14 protein-coding genes, 2 tRNA genes, 1 other RNA gene and 1 pseudogene are annotated in these 24,025 nt (G+C 61.9%); 10 read left to right on the top strand and 8 right to left on the bottom strand.

What is annotated here, in order from left to right:
- Window positions 1-5: 5 nt before the first annotated feature.
- Both nirB and AFK67_RS11160 read left to right on the top strand, forming a co-directional pair.
- Complete coding sequence (nirB, locus tag AFK67_RS11165) at window positions 6-4,073, top strand: nitrite reductase large subunit NirB (protein ID WP_007715838.1); 4,068 nt, start codon at window positions 6-8, stop codon at window positions 4,071-4,073.
- A complete protein-coding gene (locus AFK67_RS11160) occupies window positions 4,070-6,772 on the top strand; it encodes a nitrate reductase (RefSeq protein WP_038883462.1) in 2,703 nt (900 codons plus the stop codon). The genes nirB and AFK67_RS11160 overlap by 4 nt, the downstream gene beginning before the upstream one ends.
- Here the strand turns inward: AFK67_RS11160 and AFK67_RS11155 are convergent.
- Window positions 6,668-7,219, bottom strand: a complete 552-nt coding sequence (locus AFK67_RS11155) for a YbhB/YbcL family Raf kinase inhibitor-like protein (protein WP_032966782.1) — start codon at window positions 7,217-7,219, stop codon at window positions 6,668-6,670. The genes AFK67_RS11160 and AFK67_RS11155 overlap by 105 nt on opposite strands.
- A 178-nt stretch (window positions 7,220-7,397) precedes the next feature.
- Here AFK67_RS11155 and AFK67_RS11150 point away from each other — a divergent pair, with 178 nt between their 5' ends.
- Window positions 7,398-8,813: a YchO/YchP family invasin gene (locus AFK67_RS11150; RefSeq protein ID WP_134792909.1), complete on the top strand. Its 1,416-nt coding sequence runs from the start codon at window positions 7,398-7,400 to the stop codon at window positions 8,811-8,813.
- Here the strand turns inward: AFK67_RS11150 and narL are convergent.
- Together narL and narX are read right to left on the bottom strand one after the other, a co-directional pair.
- The gene (narL, locus tag AFK67_RS11145) at window positions 8,810-9,460 is read right to left on the bottom strand and encodes a two-component system response regulator NarL (RefSeq protein WP_007715850.1); all 651 of its coding nucleotides are present in this window, start codon (window positions 9,458-9,460) and stop codon (window positions 8,810-8,812) included. The two genes, AFK67_RS11150 and narL, sit on opposite strands and share 4 nt — an antisense overlap.
- Window positions 9,453-11,261: a nitrate/nitrite two-component system sensor histidine kinase NarX gene (gene narX, locus AFK67_RS11140; RefSeq protein WP_007715859.1), complete on the bottom strand. Its 1,809-nt coding sequence runs from the start codon at window positions 11,259-11,261 to the stop codon at window positions 9,453-9,455. Before narX ends, narL begins: the two co-directional genes overlap by 8 nt.
- 312 nt (window positions 11,262-11,573) lie before the next feature.
- On the opposite strand from narX, the gene AFK67_RS11135 reads away from it, so the two are divergent.
- The 5 genes from AFK67_RS11135 (at window position 11,574) to narI (ending at window position 20,074) form a co-directional block, all read left to right on the top strand.
- Window positions 11,574-12,965 carry a NarK family nitrate/nitrite MFS transporter gene (locus tag AFK67_RS11135; protein ID WP_085958819.1) on the top strand — a complete coding sequence of 464 codons (1,392 nt, stop codon included), beginning with the start codon at window positions 11,574-11,576 and terminating at the stop codon, window positions 12,963-12,965.
- Between the two features lie 446 nt (window positions 12,966-13,411).
- A complete protein-coding gene (locus AFK67_RS11130; RefSeq protein WP_038883467.1) occupies window positions 13,412-17,158 on the top strand; it encodes a nitrate reductase subunit alpha in 3,747 nt (1,248 codons plus the stop codon).
- Window positions 17,155-18,690: a nitrate reductase subunit beta gene (gene narH, locus AFK67_RS11125; RefSeq protein WP_007715866.1), complete on the top strand. Its 1,536-nt coding sequence runs from the start codon at window positions 17,155-17,157 to the stop codon at window positions 18,688-18,690. The genes AFK67_RS11130 and narH overlap by 4 nt, the downstream gene beginning before the upstream one ends.
- Window positions 18,687-19,397: a nitrate reductase molybdenum cofactor assembly chaperone gene (gene narJ / locus AFK67_RS11120; RefSeq protein WP_007715870.1), complete on the top strand. Its 711-nt coding sequence runs from the start codon at window positions 18,687-18,689 to the stop codon at window positions 19,395-19,397. The genes narH and narJ overlap by 4 nt, the downstream gene beginning before the upstream one ends.
- Window positions 19,397-20,074, top strand: a complete 678-nt coding sequence (gene narI / locus AFK67_RS11115) for a respiratory nitrate reductase subunit gamma (protein WP_007715873.1) — start codon at window positions 19,397-19,399, stop codon at window positions 20,072-20,074. The genes narJ and narI overlap by 1 nt, the downstream gene beginning before the upstream one ends.
- Window positions 20,075-20,221: 147 nt before the next feature.
- Here the strand turns inward: narI and AFK67_RS11110 are convergent, their stop codons facing one another.
- On the bottom strand, window positions 20,222-21,166 hold the full coding sequence (locus AFK67_RS11110; protein WP_032966786.1) for an AraC family transcriptional regulator: 945 nt from the start codon (window positions 21,164-21,166) through the stop codon (window positions 20,222-20,224).
- A 94-nt stretch (window positions 21,167-21,260) separates the two neighbouring features.
- Between AFK67_RS11110 and AFK67_RS11105 the strand changes: the two genes are divergently transcribed.
- On the top strand, window positions 21,261-22,031 hold the full coding sequence (locus tag AFK67_RS11105) for an SDR family oxidoreductase (protein ID WP_007715879.1): 771 nt from the start codon (window positions 21,261-21,263) through the stop codon (window positions 22,029-22,031).
- Between the two features lie 113 nt (window positions 22,032-22,144).
- Window positions 22,145-22,501: pseudogene (locus AFK67_RS11100) on the top strand (MFS transporter); the annotation flags it as partial.
- 111 nt (window positions 22,502-22,612) lie between these two features.
- Here AFK67_RS11100 and AFK67_RS21845 read toward each other — a convergent pair.
- The 4 genes from AFK67_RS21845 to purU form a co-directional block, all read right to left on the bottom strand.
- Window positions 22,613-22,744: non-coding RNA, RtT sRNA (locus tag AFK67_RS21845), on the bottom strand.
- 48 nt (window positions 22,745-22,792) lie between these two features.
- Window positions 22,793-22,877: transfer RNA gene (locus tag AFK67_RS11095), tRNA-Tyr, on the bottom strand.
- A gap of 29 nt (window positions 22,878-22,906) precedes the next feature.
- Window positions 22,907-22,991 (bottom strand) — tRNA-Tyr (locus AFK67_RS11090).
- A 155-nt stretch (window positions 22,992-23,146) separates the two neighbouring features.
- Entirely contained in the window at window positions 23,147-23,989 is an 843-nt protein-coding gene (purU, locus tag AFK67_RS11085; protein WP_007719907.1) for a formyltetrahydrofolate deformylase, read from the bottom strand.
- Window positions 23,990-24,025 lie beyond the last annotated feature (36 nt).

Genomic DNA, 24,025 nt, shown 5'->3' with positions numbered 1-24,025 from the left:
CGGCGATGGCGCAACGACTGGTGATTATCGGCAACGGCATGGCGGCGGTGCGTCTGGTGGAGCAACTGCTGGCGCGCGCGCCGGAGCGCTTCGCCATCACGCTTATCGGCGAAGAGCCGGCTGTGCCCTATAACCGCATATTGCTCTCGCCGGTGCTGGGCGGCGAAAAGCCTGCCGAACAGACGCAGCTCCACGACGCGTTGTGGTATCAGCGTTACGGTGTCACGTTACTGACCGGCGAGCGGGCGGTGGCGGTGAGTCTGACCGCGCGCACCGTCACCACGACGGCCCGCACGCTGCACTGGGATGAACTGGTGTTCGCCACCGGCTCAACGCCGTTTTTGCCGCCCGTTGAGGGCGGCGCGCTTGCGCATGTTCACGCCTTTCGCACGCTGGCGGATGTCGAAGCCATTCTCGCGACGCCCGGCCCCGCCGTGGTGCTGGGCGGAGGGCTGCTCGGCGTCGAGGCCGCGGCGGCGCTGGCGCGTCACGGCGCGGACGTCACGCTGGTACACCGCCACCCGTGGCTGATGGAGCAGCAGCTGGACGCGCAGGCGGGCGAATGGCTCGCGCAAAGCCTTCGCGCGCGCGGGATCCGCGTGGTCACCGGCAGCGGCATCGCCCGCATTACGCAAGGTAACGTCACGCTCGCCGACGGCGAAACCATAGCGGCCGGGCGGGTGGTGATGGCGACGGGCGTGCGTCCGGCCATCGGACTGGCGCAGGCCGCCGGGCTGCGCTGCGCGCGTGGAATTGTAGTGGATGACGCGCTGCGCGCCTCGCACCCGCAGGTGAGCGCGGTAGGCGAATGCAGCGAAATCAACGGGCAGACCTGGGGGCTGGTGGCGCCTGGTCTGCAACAGGCGGACGTGCTGGCCGCGAGGCTCTGCGGGGAGACGGCGCGCTTTGCTTATGAGGAGCGCGGCACGCGCCTCAAGGTGACCGGCATCGCGGTATTCAGCGCAGGCGTGGTCGACCCCGGCCCACAGGCGCAGACGCTGATAAGCCTCGACCCCATCGCCCGGCACTACCGCCGCCTGATTATCGAGGACGGCAGGCTCACCGGCGTGCTGCTGTATGGCGATACCGACAGCGCAGGCGCGCTGATGACTCACTTCGGGCAGCCGCTGCGCGCAGGCGTCGGGCTGCTGTTTGATGAACCCCATGAATCGCAGCCCGCGGCTGCAGGATGTGAAACGATGACGAAACAAACTCTGGTGGTCGTGGGCCACGGCATGGTTGGACACCACTTTCTTGAGCAGTGCGTAAACGCCGGGCTGCAGGAGCGTTTTCATATCGTTGTCTTCGGCGAAGAGCGCCACCCGGCCTACGATCGCGTGCATCTCTCGGAGTATTTCGCCGGACGCAGCGCGCAGTCGCTCTCGATGGTGCAGGGCGATTTCTTCGCGCAGACCGGCATTGAGCTGCGTACCGGCTGCCAGATTGTCGCCATTGACCGCGCCCGACAGACCGTGCGCGACGCGCAGGGCCATGAAACGCATTTCGACAAACTGGTGCTCGCCACCGGCTCCTGGCCGTTTGTGCCGCCGGTGCCGGGGCGCGACCTGCCGGGCTGCTTCGTCTACCGCACGCTTGACGATCTGGACGCCATCCGCGAGCGCGCGCAGCATGCCACGCGCGGCGTGGTGGTCGGCGGCGGGCTACTGGGGCTGGAGGCGGCGAACGCGCTCAAACAGCTGGGGCTGAAAACGCATGTGGTCGAGTTCGCACCCGGGCTGATGGCGGTACAGCTCGACGCGCCGGGGGCGGCGATGCTGCGTGAGAAAATCGAGGCGCTGGACGTCAGCGTGCATACCAGCAAATCCACCACCGCGATTGTGGAAGAGGAGGGCGGCCTGACCCTGCAGTTTGCCGACGGCGACCGCCTGCATACCGACCTGATTGTTTTTTCGGCAGGCATCCGCCCGCAGGACATGCTGGCGAAAGCCGCCGGGCTCACCACGGGCGAGCGCGGCGGCATTGTGATTAATGACCAGTGCCAGACCAGTGATGAGCATATTTTCGCCATCGGCGAATGCGCGCTGTGGGAGAGCAAAATCTTCGGCCTGGTCGCGCCGGGCTATCAGATGGCGCGCGTCGTCGCGGCGACCCTCGCGGGCGAGACGGCGGCGTTCCGGGGCGCGGACATGAGCACCAAACTCAAGCTGCTCGGCGTCGAGGTGGCGTCTTTCGGCGACGCGCACGCGCGCACGTCCGGCAGCCAGAGCTACCAGTGGACTCACGGGCCGAAGCAGATCTACAAAAAAATCGTCGTCTCGGCGGACGGCAAAACGCTGCTCGGCGGCGTGCTGGTGGGCGACAGCAGCGACTATGCGACGCTGTTGCAGATGATGCTTAACGGCATGGCGCTGCCCGCCGCGCCGGAGACGCTGATCCTGCCCGCAAGCCAGGGCGCGCCCGCGAAGGGCCTTGGCGTGGCGGCGCTGCCGGAAACCGCGCAGATCTGCTCGTGCCATAACGTCAGCAAGGCAGACATCTGCGCGGCGGTGGCGGGCGGCGCGAGCGACATGGGCGCGGTGAAAAGCTGCACCAAAGCGGCGACCGGCTGCGGCGGTTGCAGCGCGCTGGTAAAACAGGTGCTGGAGTACCAGCTTGAACAGCAGGGCGTGGCGGTTAAAAAAGATATCTGCGAACACTTCCCGTACTCGCGCCAGGAGATTTATCACCTGGTGCGCGTTAACCACATCCGCACCTTTGAGCAGCTCATCAGCCGCTATGGGCAGGGCCACGGTTGCGAGATCTGCAAGCCGCTGGCGGGCTCGGTGCTCGCCTCATGCTGGAACGAATACCTCCTGAAACCGGCGCATCTGCCGCTCCAGGACACCAACGATCGCTACTTCGCCAATATCCAGAAAGACGGCACGTACTCCATCGTGCCTCGCATGGCCGCGGGCGAGGTGACGCCGGACGGGCTTATCGCCATCGGGCAGATTGCGAAGCGCTACCACCTCTACAGCAAAATCACCGGCGGGCAGCGCATCGATCTCTTCGGCGCGCGGCTTGAACAACTCCCGGCGATCTGGGCAGAGCTGGTGGCGGCGGGCTTTGAGACCGGCCACGCCTACGGCAAATCGCTGCGCACGGTGAAATCGTGCGTCGGCTCCACCTGGTGTCGCTACGGCGTCCAGGATTCGACCGGGCTCGCGGTCGAACTGGAGAACCGCTACAAGGGGCTGCGCGCGCCGCACAAAATCAAAATGGCGGTCTCCGGCTGCACCCGTGAATGCGCCGAAGCACAGGGCAAGGATGTGGGCGTGATAGCGACCGACAAAGGCTGGAATCTGTACGTGTGCGGCAACGGCGGCATGAAGCCGCGCCACGCGGATCTTTTCGCAAGCGATCTCGACCGGGAGACGCTGCTGCGCACTATCGACCGCTTCCTGATGTTCTACATCCGCACCGCTGACCGTCTGCAACGTACCAGCACCTGGATGGATAATCTCGAAGGCGGCATCGACTATCTGCGTGAGGTTATCCTGGAGAATTCCCTCGGTATCGGCGAGGAGCTGGAGCGCGAGATGGCGCAAGTGGTGGAGAGCTACCAGTGCGAATGGCAGACCACGCTCGCGAGCCCCGACCGGCTGGCGCTGTTCCGCTCTTATGTGAATAGCGATATACCTGATGAAGCGGTGCAGCGCCGCACGCTGCGGGGCCAGCCGCAGCCGGTCGAGGTGGTGCAGCCGTTTACGCCCCGCGCGCCGGAGCGTCCGTGGCAGGCGGTGTGCGACGTCACAGACATTCCGCCGCAGGCCGGGATCGGCGCGCGTCTTGGCGAGAGGCAGATCGCGCTGTTCCGCTTCGGCGAACGTGTCTACGCGCTCGACAATCTGGAGCCGGGCAGCGACGCCAACGTGCTGTCGCGCGGCCTGCTGGGCGATGTCGGCGGCGAGCCGGTGGTGATTTCGCCGCTCTATAAACAGCGCATCCGGCTGCGCGACGGACGGCTGGCGGATACGCTCACCGACGCGGTGCGCGCCTGGCCGGTGAAAGTCGAGGACGGCAAAGTGTGGGTGGCGGGGCAGGCGCTGCTGTTACAGGCGCAGGCGTCATGAACGGCGTACACACGACCTGCCCGTACTGCGGGGTCGGCTGCGGGGTCGTGGCGCAGCGCGACGCGCGTGGCGCGGTGAGCGTGCGCGGCGACACGCAGCACCCGGCGAATCTCGGGCGGCTGTGCGTCAAAGGTGCCGCGCTTGGCGAAACTACCGGGCTCGACGGACGGCTGCTCTACCCGGAAGTGGACGGCGAACGCGCGACGTGGGAAGCGGCGCTGGATGCGGCGGCTGCGCGCTTTGGCGCGGTGATTGAGAAACATGGGCCGCAGGCGGTGGCGTTTTACGCCTCCGGCCAGCTGCTGACCGAGGATTACTACGCCGCCAACAAGCTGATGAAAGGGTTTATCGGCGCGGCGAATATCGACACTAACTCGCGGCTCTGTATGTCTTCCGCCGTGGTGGGCTACAAGCGGGCGTTTGGGGCCGACGCGGTGCCGTGCTGCTATGAGGATCTGGAACAGACGGATCTGCTGGTTTTCGTCGGCGCGAACGCCGCCTGGGCGCATCCGGTGCTGTATCAGCGCATCGCGGCGGCAAAACAGGCGCGCCCGGCGATGAAAATCGTGGTTATCGACCCCCGGCGCACCGCCACCTGCGATATCGCCGATCTGCATCTGGCGCTCGCACCCGGCAGCGACGCCGGGCTGTTTGTCGGGCTGCTGAACGCGCTGGCCGACGCGATGCCGTCTGAGGCGTTCGACGGCCAGGCGCAGGCGCTTGCGGCGGCGCGGGAATGGAGCGTGGCGCGCGTGGCGCAGTTCTGTGGGCTGCCAGAAGCCGAAGTGGCGCGCTTTTATGACTGGTTTTTGCGCGCGCCCACGGCCATGACGCTCTACACGATGGGCATTAATCAATCCTCCAGCGGCAGCGACAAGTGCAACGCCATCATTAACGCGCATCTGGCGAGCGGGAAGATCGGGCGGCCCGGCTGCGGGCCGTTTTCGCTGACCGGTCAGCCAAACGCGATGGGCGGGCGCGAGGTGGGCGGGCTTGCCAGTCAGCTCGCCTGCCACATGGCCTTCGAACCGGCGGATATCGCGCGGCTCGGGCGGTTCTGGGGCAGCGAGCGCATCGCGCAGACGCCCGGCCTGATGGCGGTGGAGCTGTTCGACGCCATCGGGCGCGGCGAGGTGAAAGCCGTCTGGATCATGGGTACCAACCCGGCGGTCTCGCTGCCGGACAGCGACGCGGTACGCCAGGCGCTGGCGCGCTGCGAACTGGTGATCGTCTCCGACATTACCGCGCAGACCGACACGGCGGCATTCGCGCATATTCGCTTCCCGGCGCAGGGCTGGGGCGAGAAAAACGGCACCGTGACCAACTCTGAGCGGCGGATTTCGCGCCAGCGGCCCTTTCTGCCCGCCCCTGGCGACACGCGCCCGGACTGGTGGATAGTCGCGCAGATGGCGCGTCGTCTGGGGCATGGCGAGGCGTTCGCCTGGCAGCATCCCCACGAGATTTTCTGCGAGCATGCGGCGCTCTCGGGGTTTGAGAACGATGGCGCACGGGCGTTTGACATCAGCGCGCTGGCGACCCTGACCCGCGAGCAGTATGACGCGCTCGCGCCGTTGCAGTGGCCGGTAACGGCGCAGCAGCCGCAGGGCACGCCGCGTCTGCTGGCGACGGGCGAGGGCTGGCGTGGCGGACGGCTGAACATGGTCGCCGTCACCCCGGCGCTGCCGCAGGCGCGGCCGGGCGCGGCGTATCCGCTGTGGCTTAACACCGGGCGCATTCGCGATCAGTGGCACACCATGACCCGCACGGGCAGCGTGGCGCGCCTGATGCAACATCAGCCGCTGCCGCAGGTGGTGATGCACCCGAGCGACGCGGCGCGCGCGGGTATTGGCGATGGCGACCTTGCAGAGGTGGCCTCAGCACAGGGCTTTATGGTGGGCTGGGCGGCGCTCAGCGATGCCCAGCCGCCGGGCGCGCTGTTCGCGCCGATGCACTGGAACGCGCGCTTTGCGAGCCACGGGCGGGTGAATACGCTGGTGGCGCCGGTCTGCTGCCCGCATTCCGGCCAGCCGGAGAGCAAACAGACCGCCGTGCGCCTGCAAAAGCGCCACAGCGCCTGGCAGGGCGAACTGTTTTGTCGCGTTATGCCGCCGCTCGCGCCAGACATGCTGTGGTGGCGACGGGCGCTGGACGGTTGCCTGCATTTCACGCTGGCAGGCCGCACGCCGCCGCACGGCTGGCTGCGTCAGCTGGCCGATAGTGAGGGCTGGCAGATACAGTACGCCGATGGTGTCGGCGGCTTTCACGCGCTGGCGTGGCGCGACGGCGCGTTGATGCTGGCGTTTTACAGCGCGCAGCGCCGCCCGACGGTGCAGACTGAGACGATCGCGGCGGCGTTCAGCGCGCCGCCCGCATCAGCGGCGGCTCGTCACGCGCTGCTGGGCGGAAAGGGCGCGGGCAACGCGCCCGCGAAGGGGCGCATCATTTGTAGCTGTTTTGGCGTGGGCGAGAACGCGATCCGGGCCGCCATCGCGAACGGCTGCGACAGCGCGGCGAGGCTTGGCGACGCCCTGCGCTGCGGCACTAACTGCGGCTCCTGCATCCCGGAGCTGAAAGCGCTGCTGGCGCAGACGGCGTCACTGCCCGAAGCGGCCAATGAGACCCGTGGCGGCGAGCGCGTGACCCTTGAGTTTGGTGAAGAGTTCCTCGCGCGTCAGGCCGGTGGGCAGGTCGGCCGGTAAGTCGGTGGCGATAAGCGTGAAGATGTAGTGGTGCGCGCCGCTGCCAGGCGGCGGGCAGGGGCCGTGCCAGACGCTGCTGCCGGGCGTGTTTTTGCCGCCGGTAAAGCCTTTGCCTTCGGTGAGCGCATTGGCGGCAAGCCCGGTGGTGGTGGCCGGAATGTTATAGGCGACCAGATGCGTGACGCCGAGCCCTTTCGCGCCCTCCGGGTCGTGAACGATCAGCGCGAAGCGGGTCGTGCCCTGCGGCGCATGGCTCCAGATAAGCGCCGGCGACTGGTTTTCGCCGGTACAGTTGGGGTTTTGCTTCGCATTACCGGCGAATTTTTTCTCCATCATGGCGTTATCGGCAAACGACGGGGACTGCAACATAAAAATGCCGTCGTCGGACGCGGCGACGGCGTTAAAGGCGGCAACAGCAAGCAGGGATGCAAGCAGCGTGTGTTTCATCGGCGTGTCTCACGCAGGGTGGGAATGTTAAGCGTAGCGCACCGGGCGCAAACGCGATGAGGATTATCCCTAAAAGCCGCGCCAGGGCTTGTCGGGAGCGGGGAACGCGGTATGGTATACTGTATAAATGTGTACAAATTCCGGCAAAACCGGTCCAGGAGAGAAAACTTCATACGTGATGCGGTGGTTATCAGTCGTTCTTCCTTCATTGCTTACCGCCGCCCTGCTGCCGGCCCGTGCATATCCGGCCAGCCAGAGCGACGACTACGTGCGTCAGGCGCAAAATCCCTTCGATGAAAATGGCGATAATCTGCCCGATCTCGGCCTCGCGCCTGAGACCAACGCGGCGGAGAAACACCTCGCGCGCATGGCGAAAGCCTTCGGCGAGGCGAGCCAGACCGACAGCGCGCTCTCGCCAGGCCAGCAGGCGCGCCACTTCGCCTTTACCCGCCTGCGTGACGCGGTCAGCGACACCATTACCAGCGAGGCCGAAAGCCTGCTGTCGCCGTACGGCAGCGCCACGGTAGATCTGCTGGTGGATGAAGAGGGGAATTTCAACGGCAGCAGCGGCTCGCTGTTTACACCGTGGCAGGATAATGACCGCTATCTCACCTGGAGCCAGGTCGGCGTCAGTCAGCAAAACGACGGGCTGGTGGGCAACGCGGGCATCGGCCAGCGCTGGGCCGCCGGGCACTGGCGGCTGGGCTATAACACCTTTTATGACCGTCTGTTTGATGAAAATTTATCGCGTGCCGGGCTTGGCGCCGAGGCGTGGGGGGATTACCTGCGTCTGTCGGCGAACTACTATGAACCGCTCGGCGGCTGGCAACACCGCGCCGGATTGCTGGAGCAGCGTATGGCACGCGGCTATGACGTCACCGCCCAGGCGTACCTGCCGTTTTATCAGCACATCAACACCAGCGTCAGCTTCGAGCAATATTTCGGCGACCAGGTGGAGCTGTTCGACAGCGGCACGGGCTACCATAACCCGGTGGCGGTGAAAGTGGGGCTGAGCTATACGCCGGTGCCGCTGGTGACCGTCAGCGCGCATCACCGCCAGGGCGAGAGCGGCGTGAGCCAGAACGATTTAGGACTGAAGCTTAATTACCGTTTCGGCGTGCCGCTGACAAAGCAGCTGTCGCCGGGGGAAGTGGCGGCGTCGCGGTCGCTTCGCGGCAGTCGTTACGATCGCGTGGAGCGCACCAGCGTGCCGGTGATGGAGTTTCGCCAGCGCAAAACGCTGTCGGTGTTTCTCGCGACGCCGCCCTGGGATATCAGCGCGGGTGAAACGGTGGCGCTGAAGCTCCAGGTGCGCAGCCGTCACGGCATTCGCCAGCTCTCCTGGCAGGGGGATACCCAGGCGCTGAGCCTGACGCCGCCGCTTGATGGCACCAGCGCCGATGGCTGGACGGTGATTATGCCCGCGTGGGATAACACGCCGGGGGCCAGCAACAGCTGGCGGCTGTCGGTCACCGTCGAGGACGATCAGGGCCAGCGGGTAACGTCGAACTGGATAACCCTGAAACTGACCGCGCCGGTGCAGACGCTCCCGCAGGACGATCCGCGCTACGACCTGCTGACGCCGGATCCTTAAAAAATACGTTCCTGATGCACCCAGACCGCCGCTTCGACGCGCGACTTGAGCTTCATTTTCTTCAGCAGATGCTTCACATGCACCTTGACGGTGCTTTCGGTGATATCGAGCTTGCGGGCGATCATTTTGTTCGGCAGGCCCTGGGCGATGAGCTTGAGGATATCGCGCTCGCGCGGCGTGAGCTGGGAGACATCGCGGCCCGACGTCGCGCGGCTGGCGCGCAGGCTCGCCGCCAGCACCGGCGTTAACGCTTCGCTTAACACCATTTCACCCGCCGCTGCCTGTTGCAGCGCCTTGAGCAGATCTTCCGGCTCCATATCTTTGAGCAGATAGCCATCGGCGCCGCGCTTGAGCGCCGTCACCACATCTTCTTCATGGTTGGAGACGCTAAAGACCACCACGCGGCCCGAGAGCGCTTTTTCGCGCAGTTTGTCGAGCGTTTCGAGGCCGTTCATGCCGGGCATATTGAGATCAAGCAGGATCAGATCCGGGTCGAGCGCTTCGGCCATTTCGATGCCCTGTTCGCCGTTTCCGGCCTCGCCGACTACCGTAATGGCGGGCGCCATGCTGACCAGCTGCTTAACGCCGCTGCGCAACATCGGGTGATCGTCTATCAGCAGGATGGTTGCCGCTTCCGGGTTATTCATGAACTTCTCCTTCTACAAGAGCGGGTACGGATGAAAACGGCGCATCGGGAATAAAGGTCACCACCACTTCGGTGCCGCCTTCTGTCCGTCGCCGTACCTGACAGTCGCCGCGCAAACTCTGGGCGCGGTCGCGCATAATAATGAGGCCGTAATGGTTGGTGCGCCCGGCGTTTTCCGGCAGGCCGCAGCCATTATCGGCGACGCAGAGGCGTACCTGGCCCTGATGCAGCGTCACGCTGACATCAATCGCGCTGGCATCTGCGTGTTTTAAGGCGTTGTTTAATGCCTCGCGGGCAATTTGCACCAAATGGATAGCCTGATGCGACGGCACCAGGCGCGGCGGCAGCTGATAATTGAGCGCTACCGGAAAGCCGAGCCGGGCGCTGAATTCCTGACAGCTCGCCACCAGCGCGGCTTTCAGCCCCGGCTCGTTAAGCTGGAGGCGGAACGTTGTCAACAGCTCGCGCAACTGACGCCAGGAGGCGTTAAGTTCGTGGCGGATCTGGCCGAGCAGCGCGCGGCTCTCTTCCGGCAGCGCCTCGCCCTGCATTTGCAGACAGCTGACCTGCATTTTCATACAGGAAAGCGACTGGGCGATGGAGTCGTGCAGCTCGCGGGCGATGGCGGCGCGCTCCTCCATCACCAGCAGCTGCTGTTTACGCTCCTGCTGGCGCTCCAGCGCCAGTGTGGCGGTGAGCTGCTCCATCAGCGTGTCGATGAGCTGCTGCTGATCGCGGCTTAAGTGACAGCCAGCGGGCAGCGTTGCCAGCAGCAGACCGTACTGGGTATGGGCGTCGCCAAGACGCCACTTGAGCGTGGTGCCGGTTTCGGTTTCGGCGGGCAGCTGGCGGGGGCAGAGATGACAGCCGATTTCGTCGCAGCGCTCGTCGGGCTGCCAGACAAACTCCTGATAGTGCTCTTCGTCATCCACTTCATAGACGCGCAGCGCGATGTCGCGCAACAGCGTGAGGCTTTGCAGACGCGTCAGGACAGGCGCCAGACGTTCGCACAGCGGGACATCGGAATGCAGGCGGCGGTTCGCCTCCCATAAAAACGACAGGATCTGGTTTTTCTGCTCCAGCCCGGCGGTTTTCTCCTGCACGCGCTGCTCAAGGCTGGCGTAGCTTTCGGCCAGTTCGGCGGACATGCTGTTGAGCGCGCGACCCAGCGTCGCCATCTCATCGCGCCCGGAGACGCTGGCGCGCTGGCTGAAATCGCGATGCGCGACGGCGTGGGCGATGGCGAGCAGCTGACGCCACGGGCGCAGCAGACGACGGCGCAGCCACATCAGGGTGAAGAGCAGCAGCAGCCCCATCAGCAGCGCCATGCCGCGTTGCAGCATTACCACCTGCGCGATGCGCCGCTCGGTAGAGCTGTCGAACGCGCTGACCAGCGCGTCTATCTGGCCGACGAACTGCGCCACCTGCGCGCTGACCTCCTGCGGCGAGCGGGCGTCGCGCAGCGCAGGTGAAAGATGCTGACGCCAGTAACGTTGAATCGATTGCAGCGCGGCCTGCTGGCCGTCGCGTACTGCCGCTTGCTCAAGCTCATCGCTCCAGGCGGTGCGTTCCATATCGTAAAACATCGTGGTCTGCGTATTGCCGACCGGCACGGCGGCCAGCAGGCGGTAGCTCTGCATACGCAGCGACCCGGCTTTGTTGATGGCATGCGCGCTGCCCTGAACCCCCTGCGCCAGCCACCCCGCCAGCGCCATCCCGCCCATGCCGAGAAAGGCGAGCAGCAGCACGATCATCGCCAGTTGATTGGCGAGGGTGAGCGGGGAAAAGAGTCGTTTCAGCATGGCAATGCGCACTCCTTAACAGGGCGTCGGGGCAAGCGTGGAGCCTATTCTCAGTTATCCCCCGGAGTATACCCATACCCACAGGGGATTACTCCTTTATTGCCATTCACCTCATCCATTGTTGATCCCGTCAACGCGAACCAGCGCTGCGCCTGAAAAACCACACCTTTTTTACCGTTTATGTCTACCCCCAGGGGGGTAAGGCGATTTTTTGCGCGAATTACAGAGCGTATGTCCATTGATTTACATCAACTTAAGCGCGCCGCCAGGCTCTATCGTGGCGGCAGTATTCCCTTAATGTTTGAGGTGTTTATGAGTGACTCTTCCGCTGCGGCACGTTCCACAAGCGGGTTGATTACCGACTGGCGGCCTGAGGATAACCAGTTCTGGCAGCGTCTTGGCCAGCGCACCGCGCGTCGCAACCTGTGGATCTCCGTGCCTTGTTTGCTGCTTGCTTTCTGCGTCTGGATGTTGTTCAGCGCAGTGGCGGTTAATCTCAATAAAGTGGGCTTTGCCTTTACCACGGACCAGCTGTTTATGCTGACCGCGCTGCCGTCGGTTTCCGGCGCGCTGCTGCGCGTGCCGTATGCCTTCATGGTGCCGGTGTTTGGCGGCCGTCGCTGGACCGCGTTCAGCACCGGCATTCTGATAATCCCATGCGTCTGGCTGGGTTTCGCGGTGCAGGATCCTGCCACGCCGTTCAGCACGTTTATTTTTATTTCACTGCTGTGCGGCTTTGCCGGAGCGAATTTTGCCTCCAGCATGGCGAACATCAGCTTTTTCTTCCCGAAACAGAAACAGGGCGGGGCGCTCGGTATTAACGGCGGGCTCGGCAACCTCGGCGTCAGCGTGATGCAGCTGGTGGCGCCGCTTGCGATTTCGCTCTCTATCTTCGCCGCCTTAGGCAGCGAGGGCGTCACCCAGAACGACGGCACGCGCCTCTATCTGGAAAACGCCGCGTGGGTGTGGGTGCCGTTCCTGGCCGTGTTTACGCTTGCCGCATGGTTTGGCATGAACGATCTTGCGGCGTCGAAAGCGTCGCTGCGCGAGCAACTACCGGTGCTGAAACGCGGCCACCTGTGGATGATGAGCCTGCTTTATCTGGCGACGTTCGGCTCGTTTATCGGCTTCTCCGCCGGTTTCGCGATGCTCTCAAAGACCCAGTTCCCGCAGGTGGACGTCATGCATTTCGCGTTCTTCGGGCCGTTGCTCGGCGCGCTGGCGCGCTCGGCGGGTGGGGCGATTTCCGACCGTCTCGGCGGAACGCGCGTGACGCTGGTGAACTTCATTCTGATGGCGGTCTTTAGCGCGCTGCTGTTCGTTACGCTGCCGTCCGGCGGCACTGGCGGGAACTTCGCGGCGTTCTTCGGCGTGTTCCTGGCGCTGTTCCTGACGGCCGGGCTGGGGAGCGGCTCCACCTTCCAGATGATTTCCGTGATTTTCCGCAAGCTGACGATGGACCGCGTAAAAGCGGCGGGCGGCAGCGACGAGCAGGCGATGCGCGAAGCGGCAACCGACACGGCGGCGGCGCTCGGGTTTATCTCCGCCATCGGCGCTATCGGCGGCTTCTTCATTCCGAAAGCGTTCGGCACCTCGCTGGCGCTGACCGGATCGCCGGCGGGCGCGATGAAAGTCTTTTTAGTGTTTTACATTGTTTGCGTGGTGCTGACCTGGGCCGTCTATGGCCGTAAATCAGCACGCTAACCGGTTAACCTTTTGGTTATCCTTTGCGCGGCCTGGCCGCGCTTTTTTTTACGCTCATATTAGTTACAACATATTTACTGGCAGACGAAGCGGTTGCAGTGAGCGCAGTGAGCGCAGTGAGCGGGGAGCTGCAGCTGTGCAAAAACAGGCGGTTAAACGCGACGGCGCTCACACTCGCTTTCAGACTACCCCTTAATACCCGACGGGTAACAAAAAGCGGTCACTCTCTCATCGATTTTTAAAATTAACTTTATATAACAAACAGTTAAGAAAAATAACAGCATCACCCTTTGGGGGTAATGACGTTTCGGCGGCTTTTTTCTAAGCCAGACCGTGTTGATCGTTGTCAATTCTGACGCCCGGCCCGCGCGTTAACTTGCCCGCAAATTGAGCCAATGTCGATTTGACCAGAGAGCCAACAGGCTCCACACAGGAGAACACCCCCGATGAGTAAATTCCTGGACAGGTTCCGCTATTTCAAACAGAAAGGCGAAACCTTTGCCGATGGGCATGGACAACTTCTGGAAACCAACCGGGACTGGGAAGAGGGTTACCGTCAACGCTGGCAGCATGACAAAATTGTCCGCTCCACCCACGGCGTTAACTGCACCGGTTCCTGCAGCTGGAAGATTTACGTGAAAAACGGTCTCGTGACCTGGGAAACCCAGCAGACCGATTACCCGCGCACCCGCCCCGATATGCCGAACCACGAGCCGCGCGGCTGTCCGCGTGGGGCGAGCTACTCCTGGTATCTCTACAGCGCTAACCGCCTGAAATATCCGCTGATGCGCAAACGCCTGATCAAACTCTGGCGTGAAGCGAAAGCGCAGCACAGCGACCCGGTAAATGCCTGGGCTTCCATTATGGAAGACAGCGAAAAAGCGAAAAGTTACAAACAAGCCCGCGGACGCGGCGGCTTTGTCCGTTCGTCCTGGCAGGAAGTGAATGAACTGATTGCGGCGGCTAACGTCTGGACCGCCAAAACCTTCGGCCCGGACCGTATCGCGGGCTTCTCGCCGATCCCGGCGATGTCGATGGTGTCTTACGCCTCCGGCGCGCGCTATCTGTCGCTGATTGGCGGCACCTGCCTGAGCTTCTACGACTGGTATTGCGACCTGCCGCCGGCGTCGCCGATGACCTGGGGCGAGCAGACCGACGTGCCGGAATCCGCCGACTGGTATAACTCCAGCTATATCATCGCGTGGGGCTCCAACGTGCCGCAGACGCGTACCCCGGACGCCCACTTCTTTACCGAAGTACGTTACAAAGGCACCAAAACGGTCGCCGTTACCCCGGACTACGCCGAAATCGCCAAGCTGTGCGATCTGTGGCTGGCGCCGAAGCAGGGCACCGACAGCGCCATGGCGATGGCGATGGGCCACGTGATGCTGCGCGAATTCCACCTCGACAAACCGAGCCAGTATTTCACCGACTACGTGCGCCGCTACACCGACATGCCGATGCTGGTGATGCTGGAAGCGCGCGACGGCTTTTATGCCGCAGGCCGCATGCTGCGCGCGTCTGACCTGGTCGATAACCTGGGCCAGGAGAATAACCCGGAGTGGAAAACCGTCGCGTTTGATAACCGCAGCGGCGATATGGTGGCGCCGAACGGCTCCATCGGTTTCCGCTGGGGCGAAAAAGGTAAATGGAACCTGGAGCAGCGTGACGGCACCAGCGGCGAAGAGACCGAACTGCGTCTTTCCCTGCTCGGCCACCAGGATGAAATCGCCGACGTCGGCTTCCCGTATTTCGGCGGCGAAAGCAGCGAGCATTTCAACAGCGTCAAACTCGACAACGTGCTGCTGCATAAGCTGCCCGTACGACGCCTGACCCTGGCCGATGGCAGCACCGCGCTGGTCGCGACCGTGTATGACCTGACGCTCGCCAACTACGGTCTGGATCGCGGCCTCGGCGACGCCAACTGCGCCGCCAGCTATGACGACATCAAAGCGTACACCCCGGCCTGGGCCGAGCAGGTCACCGGCGTGCCGCGCGCACAGATCATCCGCACCGCCCGCGAGTTTGCTGATAACGCCGATAAGACGCATGGCCGTTCGATGATTATCGTCGGTGCCGGTCTGAACCACTGGTATCACATGGATATGAACTACCGTGGGCTTATCAATATGCTGGTGTTCTGCGGCTGCGTCGGCCAGAGCGGCGGCGGCTGGGCGCACTATGTGGGCCAGGAGAAACTGCGCCCGCAAACCGGCTGGACGCCGCTTGCCTTCGCGCTGGACTGGAATCGTCCGCCGCGCCATATGAACAGCACGTCGTTCTTCTATAACCATTCCGGCCAGTGGCGTTATGAGTCCCTGACGACGGACGATCTGCTGTCGCCGCTGGCGGATAAATCGCGCTACAGCGGGCACCTGATTGACTTCAACGTGCGCGCCGAACGTATGGGCTGGCTGCCGTCTGCGCCGCAGCTTGGCACTAACCCGCTGCACATCAAAGCCGCCGCCGACGCCGCGGGGATGAGCCCGGTGGATTACACGGTTAACGCGCTGAAATCGGGCGAGATCCGCTTCGCCGCCGAAGAGCCGGAGAACGGTAAAAATCATCCGCGTAACCTGTTTGTCTGGCGCTCGAACCTGCTGGGCTCCTCCGGTAAAGGGCATGAGTACATGCTCAAATACCTGCTCGGCACCGAAAACGGCATCCAGGGCAAAGATCTGGGCCAGCAGGGCGGCGTGAAGCCAGAAGAGATCGAATGGCAGGACAACGGCCTCGACGGCAAGCTGGATCTGGTGGTGACGCTGGACTTCCGTCTTTCCAGCACCTGTCTTTACTCTGACATCGTGCTGCCGACCGCCACCTGGTATGAGAAAGACGACATGAATACGTCGGATATGCATCCGTTTATTCATCCGCTTTCCGCCGCCGTCGACCCGGCCTGGGAATCAAAAAGCGACTGGGAGATCTACAAAGGCATCGCGAAGACATTCTCCGAGCTGTGCGTCGGCCATCTGGGTGTGGAAACCGATGTGGTGACGCTGCCGATTCAGCACGACTCCGCCGCCGAACTGGCGCAGCCGCTGGACGTGAAGGACTGGAAAAAAGGCGAGTGCGAGCTGATCCCCGGCAAAACCGCGCCGCACATCATTGCGGTTCAGCGCGACTACCCGGCGACGTATGAGCGCTTTACCTCCATTGGCCCGCTGCTCGATACCATCGGCAACGGCGGCAAGGGCATCGCCTGGAATACCCAGAGCGAAATGGATCTGCTGCGTAAGCTCAATTACACCAAACAGGACGGCCCGGCCAAAGGCCAGCCGATGCTGAACACCGCGATTGACGCCGCCGAGATGATTTTAACGCTCGCGCCGGAAACCAACGGCCAGGTGGCGGTGAAAGCCTGGGCGGCGCTAAGTGAGTTCACCGGTCGCGACCATACGCATCTGGCGACCAACAAAGAAGAAGAGAAGATTCGTTTTCGCGATATCCAGGCGCAGCCGCGCAAAATCATCTCCAGTCCGACCTGGTCAGGCCTTGAAGATGAACATGTCTCTTACAACGCCGGTTATACCAACGTGCATGAGCTGATCCCGTGGCGCACGCTCTCGGGTCGTCAGCAGCTGTATCAGGATCACCCGTGGATGCGCGACTTCGGCGAAAGCCTGCTGGTGTACCGTCCGCCGATTGATACCCGTTCCGTTAAAGCGGTGATGGGGCAGAAATCGAACGGCAACCCGGAACGCGCGCTGAACTTTATTACGCCGCACCAGAAATGGGGCATTCACTCCACCTACAGCGACAACCTGCTGATGCTGACGCTCTCGCGTGGCGGCCCGATTGTCTGGATGAGCGAGGTGGACGCGAAAGCGCTGGGCATTGAGGACAACGACTGGATCGAAGCGTTTAACAGCAACGGCGCGCTGACCGCCCGCGCGGTGGTGAGCCAGCGCGTGCCGGAAGGCATGACGATGATGTATCACGCCCAGGAGCGCATCGTGAATATTCCGGGCTCGGAAATTACCGGCCAGCGCGGCGGTATCCATAACTCCGTTACCCGCATCAGCCCGAAACCGACCCATATGATAGGCGGCTATGCGCAGCTGGCTTACGGTTTTAACTACTACGGCACTGTAGGCTCTAACCGCGATGAGTTCGTGGTGGTACGTAAGATGAAGAACATTGACTGGTTAGACGGCGAAGGCAATGACCAGAAACAGGAGAGCGTAAAATGAAAATTCGTTCACAAGTCGGCATGGTGCTGAACCTTGATAAATGCATCGGCTGCCACACCTGTTCGGTGACCTGTAAAAATGTCTGGACCAGCCGCGAAGGCATGGAGTACGCGTGGTTTAACAACGTGGAAAGCAAGCCGGGCGTCGGCTTCCCGAACGACTGGGAAAACCAGGAGAAGTGGAAAGGCGGCTGGGTGCGCAAAATCAACGGCAAGCTGCAACCGCGCATGGGCGGCCGCGGCATGCTGCTCGGCAAAATCTTCGCCAACCCGCATCTGCCGGGCATCGACGATTACTACGAACCGTTCGACTATGACTATCAGCATCTGCATAACGCGCCGGAGGGCAAACATCAGCCGATAGCGCGCCCGCGCTCGAAAATCACCGGTCAGCGGATGAACAAAATCGAAACCGGCCCGAACTGGGAGGAGATCCTGGGCGGCGAGTTCGACAAACGTTCGCAGGACCAGAACTTCGAGAACATGCAGAAGGCGATGTACGGCCAGTTCGAAAACACCTTCATGATGTATCTGCCGCGCCTGTGCGAGCACTGCCTGAACCCGGCGTGCGTGGCGACCTGCCCGAGCGGCGCGATTTACAAGCGTGAAGAAGACGGCATCGTGCTGATCGACCAGGACAAATGCCGCGGCTGGCGTATGTGCATCACCGGCTGCCCGTACAAAAAAATCTACTTCAACTGGAAGAGCGGTAAATCAGAGAAGTGCATCTTCTGTTATCCGCGTATCGAAGCGGGGATGCCGACGGTTTGCTCTGAAACCTGCGTAGGCCGTATTCGTTACCTGGGCGTGCTGCTCTATGACGCAGACGCCATCGAGCAGGCAGCGAGCACCGAGCATGAAACCGATCTCTATCAGCGTCAGCTGGACGTGTTCCTCGACCCGAACGATCCGGCCGTGATTGAACAGGCGCTGAAAGACGGCGTGCCGCAGAGCGTGATTGACGCCGCGCAGCAGTCGCCGGTCTGGAAACTCGCGATGGACTGGAAGCTGGCGCTCCCGCTGCACCCGGAATACCGCACGCTGCCGATGGTCTGGTATGTGCCGCCCCTGTCGCCGATCCAGTCCGCCGCCGACGCGGGCGAGCTTGGCCGCAACGGCATTCTGCCGGATGTCGAGAGCCTGCGTATTCCGGTGCAATATCTGGCGAACCTGCTGACCGCCGGCGATACCGCGCCGGTGCTGCTGGCGCTCAAACGTATGCTGGCGATGCGCCACTACAAACGAGCGGAAACCGTCGACGGCGTGAATGATGTCCGCGCGCTGGAAGAGGTGGGGCTGAGCGAAGCGCAGGCGCAGGAGATGTATCGCTACCTGGCGATCGCCAACTACGAAGACCGCTTCGTGGTGCCGTCAAGCCATCGCGAACTGGCGCGTGACGCGTTCCCGGAACGCAACGGCTGCGGCTTTAGCTTTGGCGACGGCTGCCACGGTTCGGACACCAAATTCAACCTGTTCAACAGCCGCCGCATCGACGCTATCGACGTAACGGTGAAAACGGAGCCGCGCCAATGACTGAACTGCTGATGATCTCCCGCCTGCTGGAGTACCCGGATGCTGCCCTGTGGCAGCATCAGCAGGAGCTGTTTGACGCGCTGGCCGGCACGGAACAGCTGTCACTGCAAAACGCCCATCATCTGGGCGTCTTTATCCGCGATCTGTTGCAGGAGGATTTGCTGGACGCCCAGGCGGCGTACAGCGAGCTGTTCGACCGTGGGCGTGCCACCTCGCTGCTGCTGTTCGAACATGTGCATGGCGAATCGCGCGATCGCGGCCAGGCGATGGTGGATCTGCTGGCGCAATATGAACGCGCGGGTCTGGTGCTGGACAGCCGCGAGCTGCCGGACCATCTGCCGCTGTATCTGGAATATCTGGCGCAGCTACCCGCGCAGGAAGCCGTTAACGGCCTGCAGGATATCGCGCCGATCCTGGCGTTGCTCGGCGCGCGCCTGAAACAGCGCGAAAGCCGCTATGCCGTGCTGTTTGACCTGCTGATAGCGCTCTCTGAGGCGCAGGTCGATACGCGCAGGGTGAGCGAGACCATCGCCGACGAGGCGCGCGACGACACGCCGCAGGCGCTGGACGCCGTCTGGGAGGAAGAGCAGGTGAAATTCTTCGCCGACCAGGGCTGCGCAGAGTCTGACATCGCCGCGCATCAGCGCCGTTTCGCTGGCGCGGTGGCGCCGCAATATCTGAATATCACTGCCGGAGGACAGCAATAATGCACTTCCTGAATATGTTCTTCTTTAGTATCTACCCGTACATCGCCGGTACGGTCTTTCTGGTCGGTAGCTGGCTGCGTTACGACTACGGGCAATACACCTGGCGCGCCGCCTCCAGTCAGATGCTGGATCGTAAAGGGATGAACCTGGCCTCGAACCTGTTTCATTTCGGTATTCTCGGGATTTTCTTCGGTCATCTCTTCGGGATGCTGACACCGCACTGGATGTATGAATCGTTCCTGCCTATCGCCGTGAAACAGCAGCTGGCGATGATCGCAGGCGGCATCTTCGGGGCGATGACGCTGGTCGGCGGTCTGCTGCTGCTGAAGCGTCGCCTGTTCAACCCGCGCGTGCGCGCAACGTCCACCGGTGCCGATATTCTGATCCTGGCGCTGCTGATGGCGCAGTGTACGCTGGGGCTTATCACTATCGCGTTCTCCGCGCAGCATATGGACGGTAGCGAGATGATGAAGCTGGTGGGCTGGGCGCAGAGCGTGGTGACGTTCCGCAGCGGCGCGGCGGAACATCTGGACGGCGTGGCGTTTATCTACCGCGTGCATCTGGTGCTCGGCATGACGCTGTTCCTGGTGTTCCCGTTTACCCGCCTGGTGCACGTCTGGAGCGCGCCGGTGGAGTATCTGACCCGCAAGTATCAGGTAGTCCGCGCGCGTCGCTAAGCGTGTCGCGCTGTTAACCAGCCCCGGTCCGTCGTCTCCTGACGGGCCGGGGATCGCGGCGCCTGTCAGCGACGTGGTCGTTCCGCTGCTGGCGGCGGCAAGCGAAGGGCCGGGTTAAATCCAGGCTGTCACCGGCAGCGTCCATCCTCAGGTCAGCAGCGGCTCGTCATGCAGGGCTGGCGAATCAGGCCGCTCCGTTCTGCTCCGGCGGCGAAATTCGCCCGGCGGCATGCCGGCGTGTTTCGTGAAGGCGACGCTGAACGCGCTCGCCGACTGGTAGCCGGTTCGCAAGGCTATCTGCTCGATGTTATCCTGGCTACTCGTCAGGGCTTTTCTGGCCAGCGACATTCGCCAGAAGAGCAGATATTGCATGGGCGACATGCCCACGGTTTCGCTGAAGATGGCGAAAAAAGAGGAGCGTGACATCGCGCACTTGCGGGCGAGGTGAGCGATTTGCCAGTCCGCGCCGGGTTTTTCATGGATAAGATGCAGCGCGGTGGCGATCCTGTCATGTTGTAACCCGCGCAGAATACCTGCCGTTTTCGCGAGCTCTGGATCGCTTCTCAACGACTCTACCAGCAGCAGTTGCAAAAGATGCGTCATTACCACGTCCCGCCCTGGCCGTCGGGTCCGGCTTTCATCAAGCAGGAGTTCAAAGAGCGTAATGAAACGGCGTTGTCCTTTAATCAGGATCTCGTTTGGAAGTAACGCGACGATTAGCGCTTTGTCCGGCGTGTCGAATTCACAGTGACCCACATTCATCAGAAGCTCAGCGGGCCCCGCTGTTGAGCCAATTCTTACGTGCCCGTCGCCAAGGAGGGTCGGCATTGAGATCTCAGCGGAAGGGGCGACGCCCGCACTGGTGTTTTCAAAGGTGTATGTGGCAGGGATCAGCATGAAATCCCCGGCCGCCAGCCGCCTGGGCGCTTTACCGTTAATGCTCATCAGACATTCGCCCTGCAACACGGCGCAATAAAACGCCTCTCCCGCAGATTCGCGCAGAATACGCCATTGACCCGCACCCTCAACGAGTTTCGCACGCGTGGGTCTGGGGTTGAGTAACGCAACAATATCGGTTAACGGATCTGACACTGGACGATCTCTGAAGTTAAGTGGATTTTTGATTATATATTGTCCAGACGGCGGCGGCTATGATGGCCACTCTTGCCAACAGAGAGGATTAACCATGTCAACGGCACTGATTACCGGATGCTCTTCAGGTTTTGGGCTGGCAACAGCAAAACTGTTTTTAGCCAGAGGCTGGAACGTGATCGCCACCATGAGAACGCCCGATCCGACGCTGTTTCCTGAAAGCGACAGGCTGACAATTCTGCCGCTGGATATCACGTCTGAGGAGAGCATTGATCATGTGATGAAACAAGCGGGCGCGATTGACCTGCTGGTGAATAATGCAGGCCTCGGCGCGCCGGTTCCCGTGGAGCTGACTCCCCTGGCCACCGCACAGCAATTGATGAACACCAATGTTCTGGGCACGCTTTTATTAACGCAGGCGTGTCTCCCGCTGATGCGAGAAAAACAGTCAGGCGTGATCATCAATGTGTCGTCATCTGTGACCACTAAAGCGATGCCGCTGATTGGGCTTTATCGTGCCAGTAAGGCGGCGCTGAATGCCTGGAGTGAGTCATTAGCCCTTGAGGTCAGGCCTTTTGGTATTCGCGTGCATGTGGTATTACCGGGACGCTCGCCCGAAACGAAGTTTGGTGAAAATGCGCGGGCATACTTTTGCGGGCGAGACGATGCGATATATGGAGAAATGGTGGATGAATTTATCCGCAGGGCAGGCGAGGCCGGATCGCCCGTGACGCACGCAGACGATGTGGCGGAAGCTATTTTCGCCGTCGCGACCGATCAACATGCGCCGCTGTACACCGCGGCGGGTGAAGATGCCCGTCAGTTTCTTACCGAAGCCCAGCAGCATTCCCCGTTTTCTTACTGATTATGCGGGCGAAAACATGAAGAGAGGGGGTTCCCTCTCTCTTTTTTGCGTGACGTGCGGGAAGCGCGCTTACGGCTCCAGCGCCTCCTGCTGGCGCGCGTACACCACCAGCCTCAGGTGCCGGTCTTCATCCACGGTCAGTGTTGAGCCGGGCGCTTATCATGATCGGTGCCGGGCAGGGGTACATTATGACGCCCTTGCTAAACCTGGTGCTGGGGCTTGTTGACGAGGCGGAATCAGGCATGGCGTCGGGCGTGATATCGACCGTGCAGCAGGTCGGCGCGGCGCTCGGTGTCGCCGTCGTGGGTATCCTGTTTCATGGCGCGCTTTCCGGAGTGGTATCGCTGGCGCCAGCCGGGCAATATGCCAGCGCGTTTGTGGCCGGGATGGGCTACAACCTCGGCGCGGCGGTGTTAATCTGCCTGCTGTTAATGAAACTGGTGAAACGCAGCGAGCCCGTTCCCCGTTAAGGCTGAGCTTTCCGGCAGGGTCTTATGCCGGAAAGCATCATCCTTCCCCGGCACGGAGAATCATGAGGCAACAAATCAGAAAACATGGGGAATAAAGCGATATGCAGAAGATGATGGTGGGGGAAGGATTATTCGGCGCGTTGCGCCTCACCCTTCGGGCCGCTGCCTGCGGCAACGTTGTCTCGCATTCGCTCGACTCGAACCTTAGTCGAAGGTTCTCATCCTTCCCCGCACAGAGAATCATGAGGCAACAAATCAGGGTACATAGGGAATAAAGCGATATGCAGAAGATGGTGGTGGGGGAAGGATTCGAACCTTCGAAGTCTGTGACGGCAGATTTACAGTCTGCTCCCTTTGGCCGCTCGGGAACCCCACCAGGGGTATTGCGCTAAATTGTCATGAAGATGGTGGTGGGGGAAGGATTCGAACCTTCGAAGTCGATGACGGCAGATTTACAGTCTGCTCCCTTTGGCCGCTCGGGAACCCCACCACGGGGTAATGCTTTTTACTGGCCGCCTCCACTGCGGGAAGCGGGGCGCATCATACCAAATGACGCGCCCCTGTAAAGTATTCCGTTAATTAATACCGACTGTTTGCGTACTTTTTACGCGTAACGTGTTAAAGCTAAACAGAAACGGGTATTTCTTACAGAATGATCGTGCGATTACCATAGACGAACACGCGCTGGGCCAGCACCTGATAGAGCGCGCGGCTGAGTACGTTTTTCTCCACGTCACGACCGGCGCGCATCATATCTTCCGCCGTGTAGGTGTGATCCACATGGATAACGTCCTGCATGATGATGGGGCCTTCATCCAGATTGTCATTCACGTAGTGCGCCGTCGCGCCGATGATTTTCACGCCGCGCTCGTACGCCTGATGATAGGGACGCGCGCCGATGAACGCGGGCAGGAACGAGTGGTGAATGTTGATAATCTTGTTCGGGAAGCGGGCGACAAAATCCGGCGTCAGCACGCGCATATATTTCGCCAGCACCACGTAATCGGGCTCGTGCGCCGCGATGGCGTCCGCCATCAGGTTATCGTGCGCTTCGCGGGTCAGCCCTTCATGGCTTACCAGCTCAAACGGAATATCGAAACGCTCCACGAGCGTGCGCAGGGTGTCATGGTTGCCGATGACCGCCGCGATTTCGACGTCGAGGCCGCCATAGTTGGCCTTCATCAGCAGATCGCCCAGACAGTGCGCCTCTTTGGTCACCAGAATCACGATGCGGCGACGTCCGGCGGGCGTCAGTTCACGTACCGAGCCCGCAGGCAGGGCGCTGTCGAGATCCGCAAGTAGCGTGGCGTCGTTAAAAATGCCTTCCAGCTCGGTACGCATAAAGAAGCGGCCCGTGCGGTGATCGACGAATTCGTTGTTCTGCACGATATTCAGCTCGTGCTTGTAGCAAATATTGGTGATGCGCGCGATGAGCCCTTTCTGATCCGGGCAGATGGTGCGCAGTACTTTACGTTGTAATGCTTGCATGGCAGGGGTTGATCCTGTTGATGGTTTGCCAGATGT

This window comes from Cronobacter dublinensis subsp. dublinensis LMG 23823 (assembly GCF_001277235.1).
In the GTDB taxonomy this organism is placed as follows: Bacteria; Pseudomonadota; Gammaproteobacteria; order Enterobacterales; family Enterobacteriaceae; genus Cronobacter; species Cronobacter dublinensis.
This window is presented reverse-complemented; position numbering and strand designations above follow the sequence as displayed.

Bases quoted from the DNA above. Each gene is read 5' to 3' on its own strand.
- narX (WP_007715859.1), bottom strand. From the start codon at position 11,261: ATGCTGAAACGACTCTTTTCCCCGCTCACCCTCGCCAATCAACTGGCG.
- AFK67_RS11130 (WP_038883467.1), top strand. From the start codon at position 13,412: ATGAGTAAATTCCTGGACAGGTTCCGCTATTTCAAACAGAAAGGCGAA.
- narH (WP_007715866.1), top strand. From the start codon at position 17,155: ATGAAAATTCGTTCACAAGTCGGCATGGTGCTGAACCTTGATAAATGC.
- AFK67_RS11135 (WP_085958819.1), top strand. From the start codon at position 11,574: ATGAGTGACTCTTCCGCTGCGGCACGTTCCACAAGCGGGTTGATTACC.
- AFK67_RS11150 (WP_134792909.1), top strand. From the start codon at position 7,398: ATGCGGTGGTTATCAGTCGTTCTTCCTTCATTGCTTACCGCCGCCCTG.
- narJ (WP_007715870.1), top strand. From the start codon at position 18,687: ATGACTGAACTGCTGATGATCTCCCGCCTGCTGGAGTACCCGGATGCT.
- narL (WP_007715850.1), bottom strand. From the start codon at position 9,460: ATGAATAACCCGGAAGCGGCAACCATCCTGCTGATAGACGATCACCCG.
- AFK67_RS11105 (WP_007715879.1), top strand. From the start codon at position 21,261: ATGTCAACGGCACTGATTACCGGATGCTCTTCAGGTTTTGGGCTGGCA.
- narI (WP_007715873.1), top strand. From the start codon at position 19,397: ATGCACTTCCTGAATATGTTCTTCTTTAGTATCTACCCGTACATCGCC.
- AFK67_RS11160 (WP_038883462.1), top strand. From the start codon at position 4,070: ATGAACGGCGTACACACGACCTGCCCGTACTGCGGGGTCGGCTGCGGG.
- nirB (WP_007715838.1), top strand. From the start codon at position 6: ATGGCGCAACGACTGGTGATTATCGGCAACGGCATGGCGGCGGTGCGT.
- AFK67_RS11155 (WP_032966782.1), bottom strand. From the start codon at position 7,219: ATGAAACACACGCTGCTTGCATCCCTGCTTGCTGTTGCCGCCTTTAAC.
- purU (WP_007719907.1), bottom strand. From the start codon at position 23,989: ATGCAAGCATTACAACGTAAAGTACTGCGCACCATCTGCCCGGATCAG.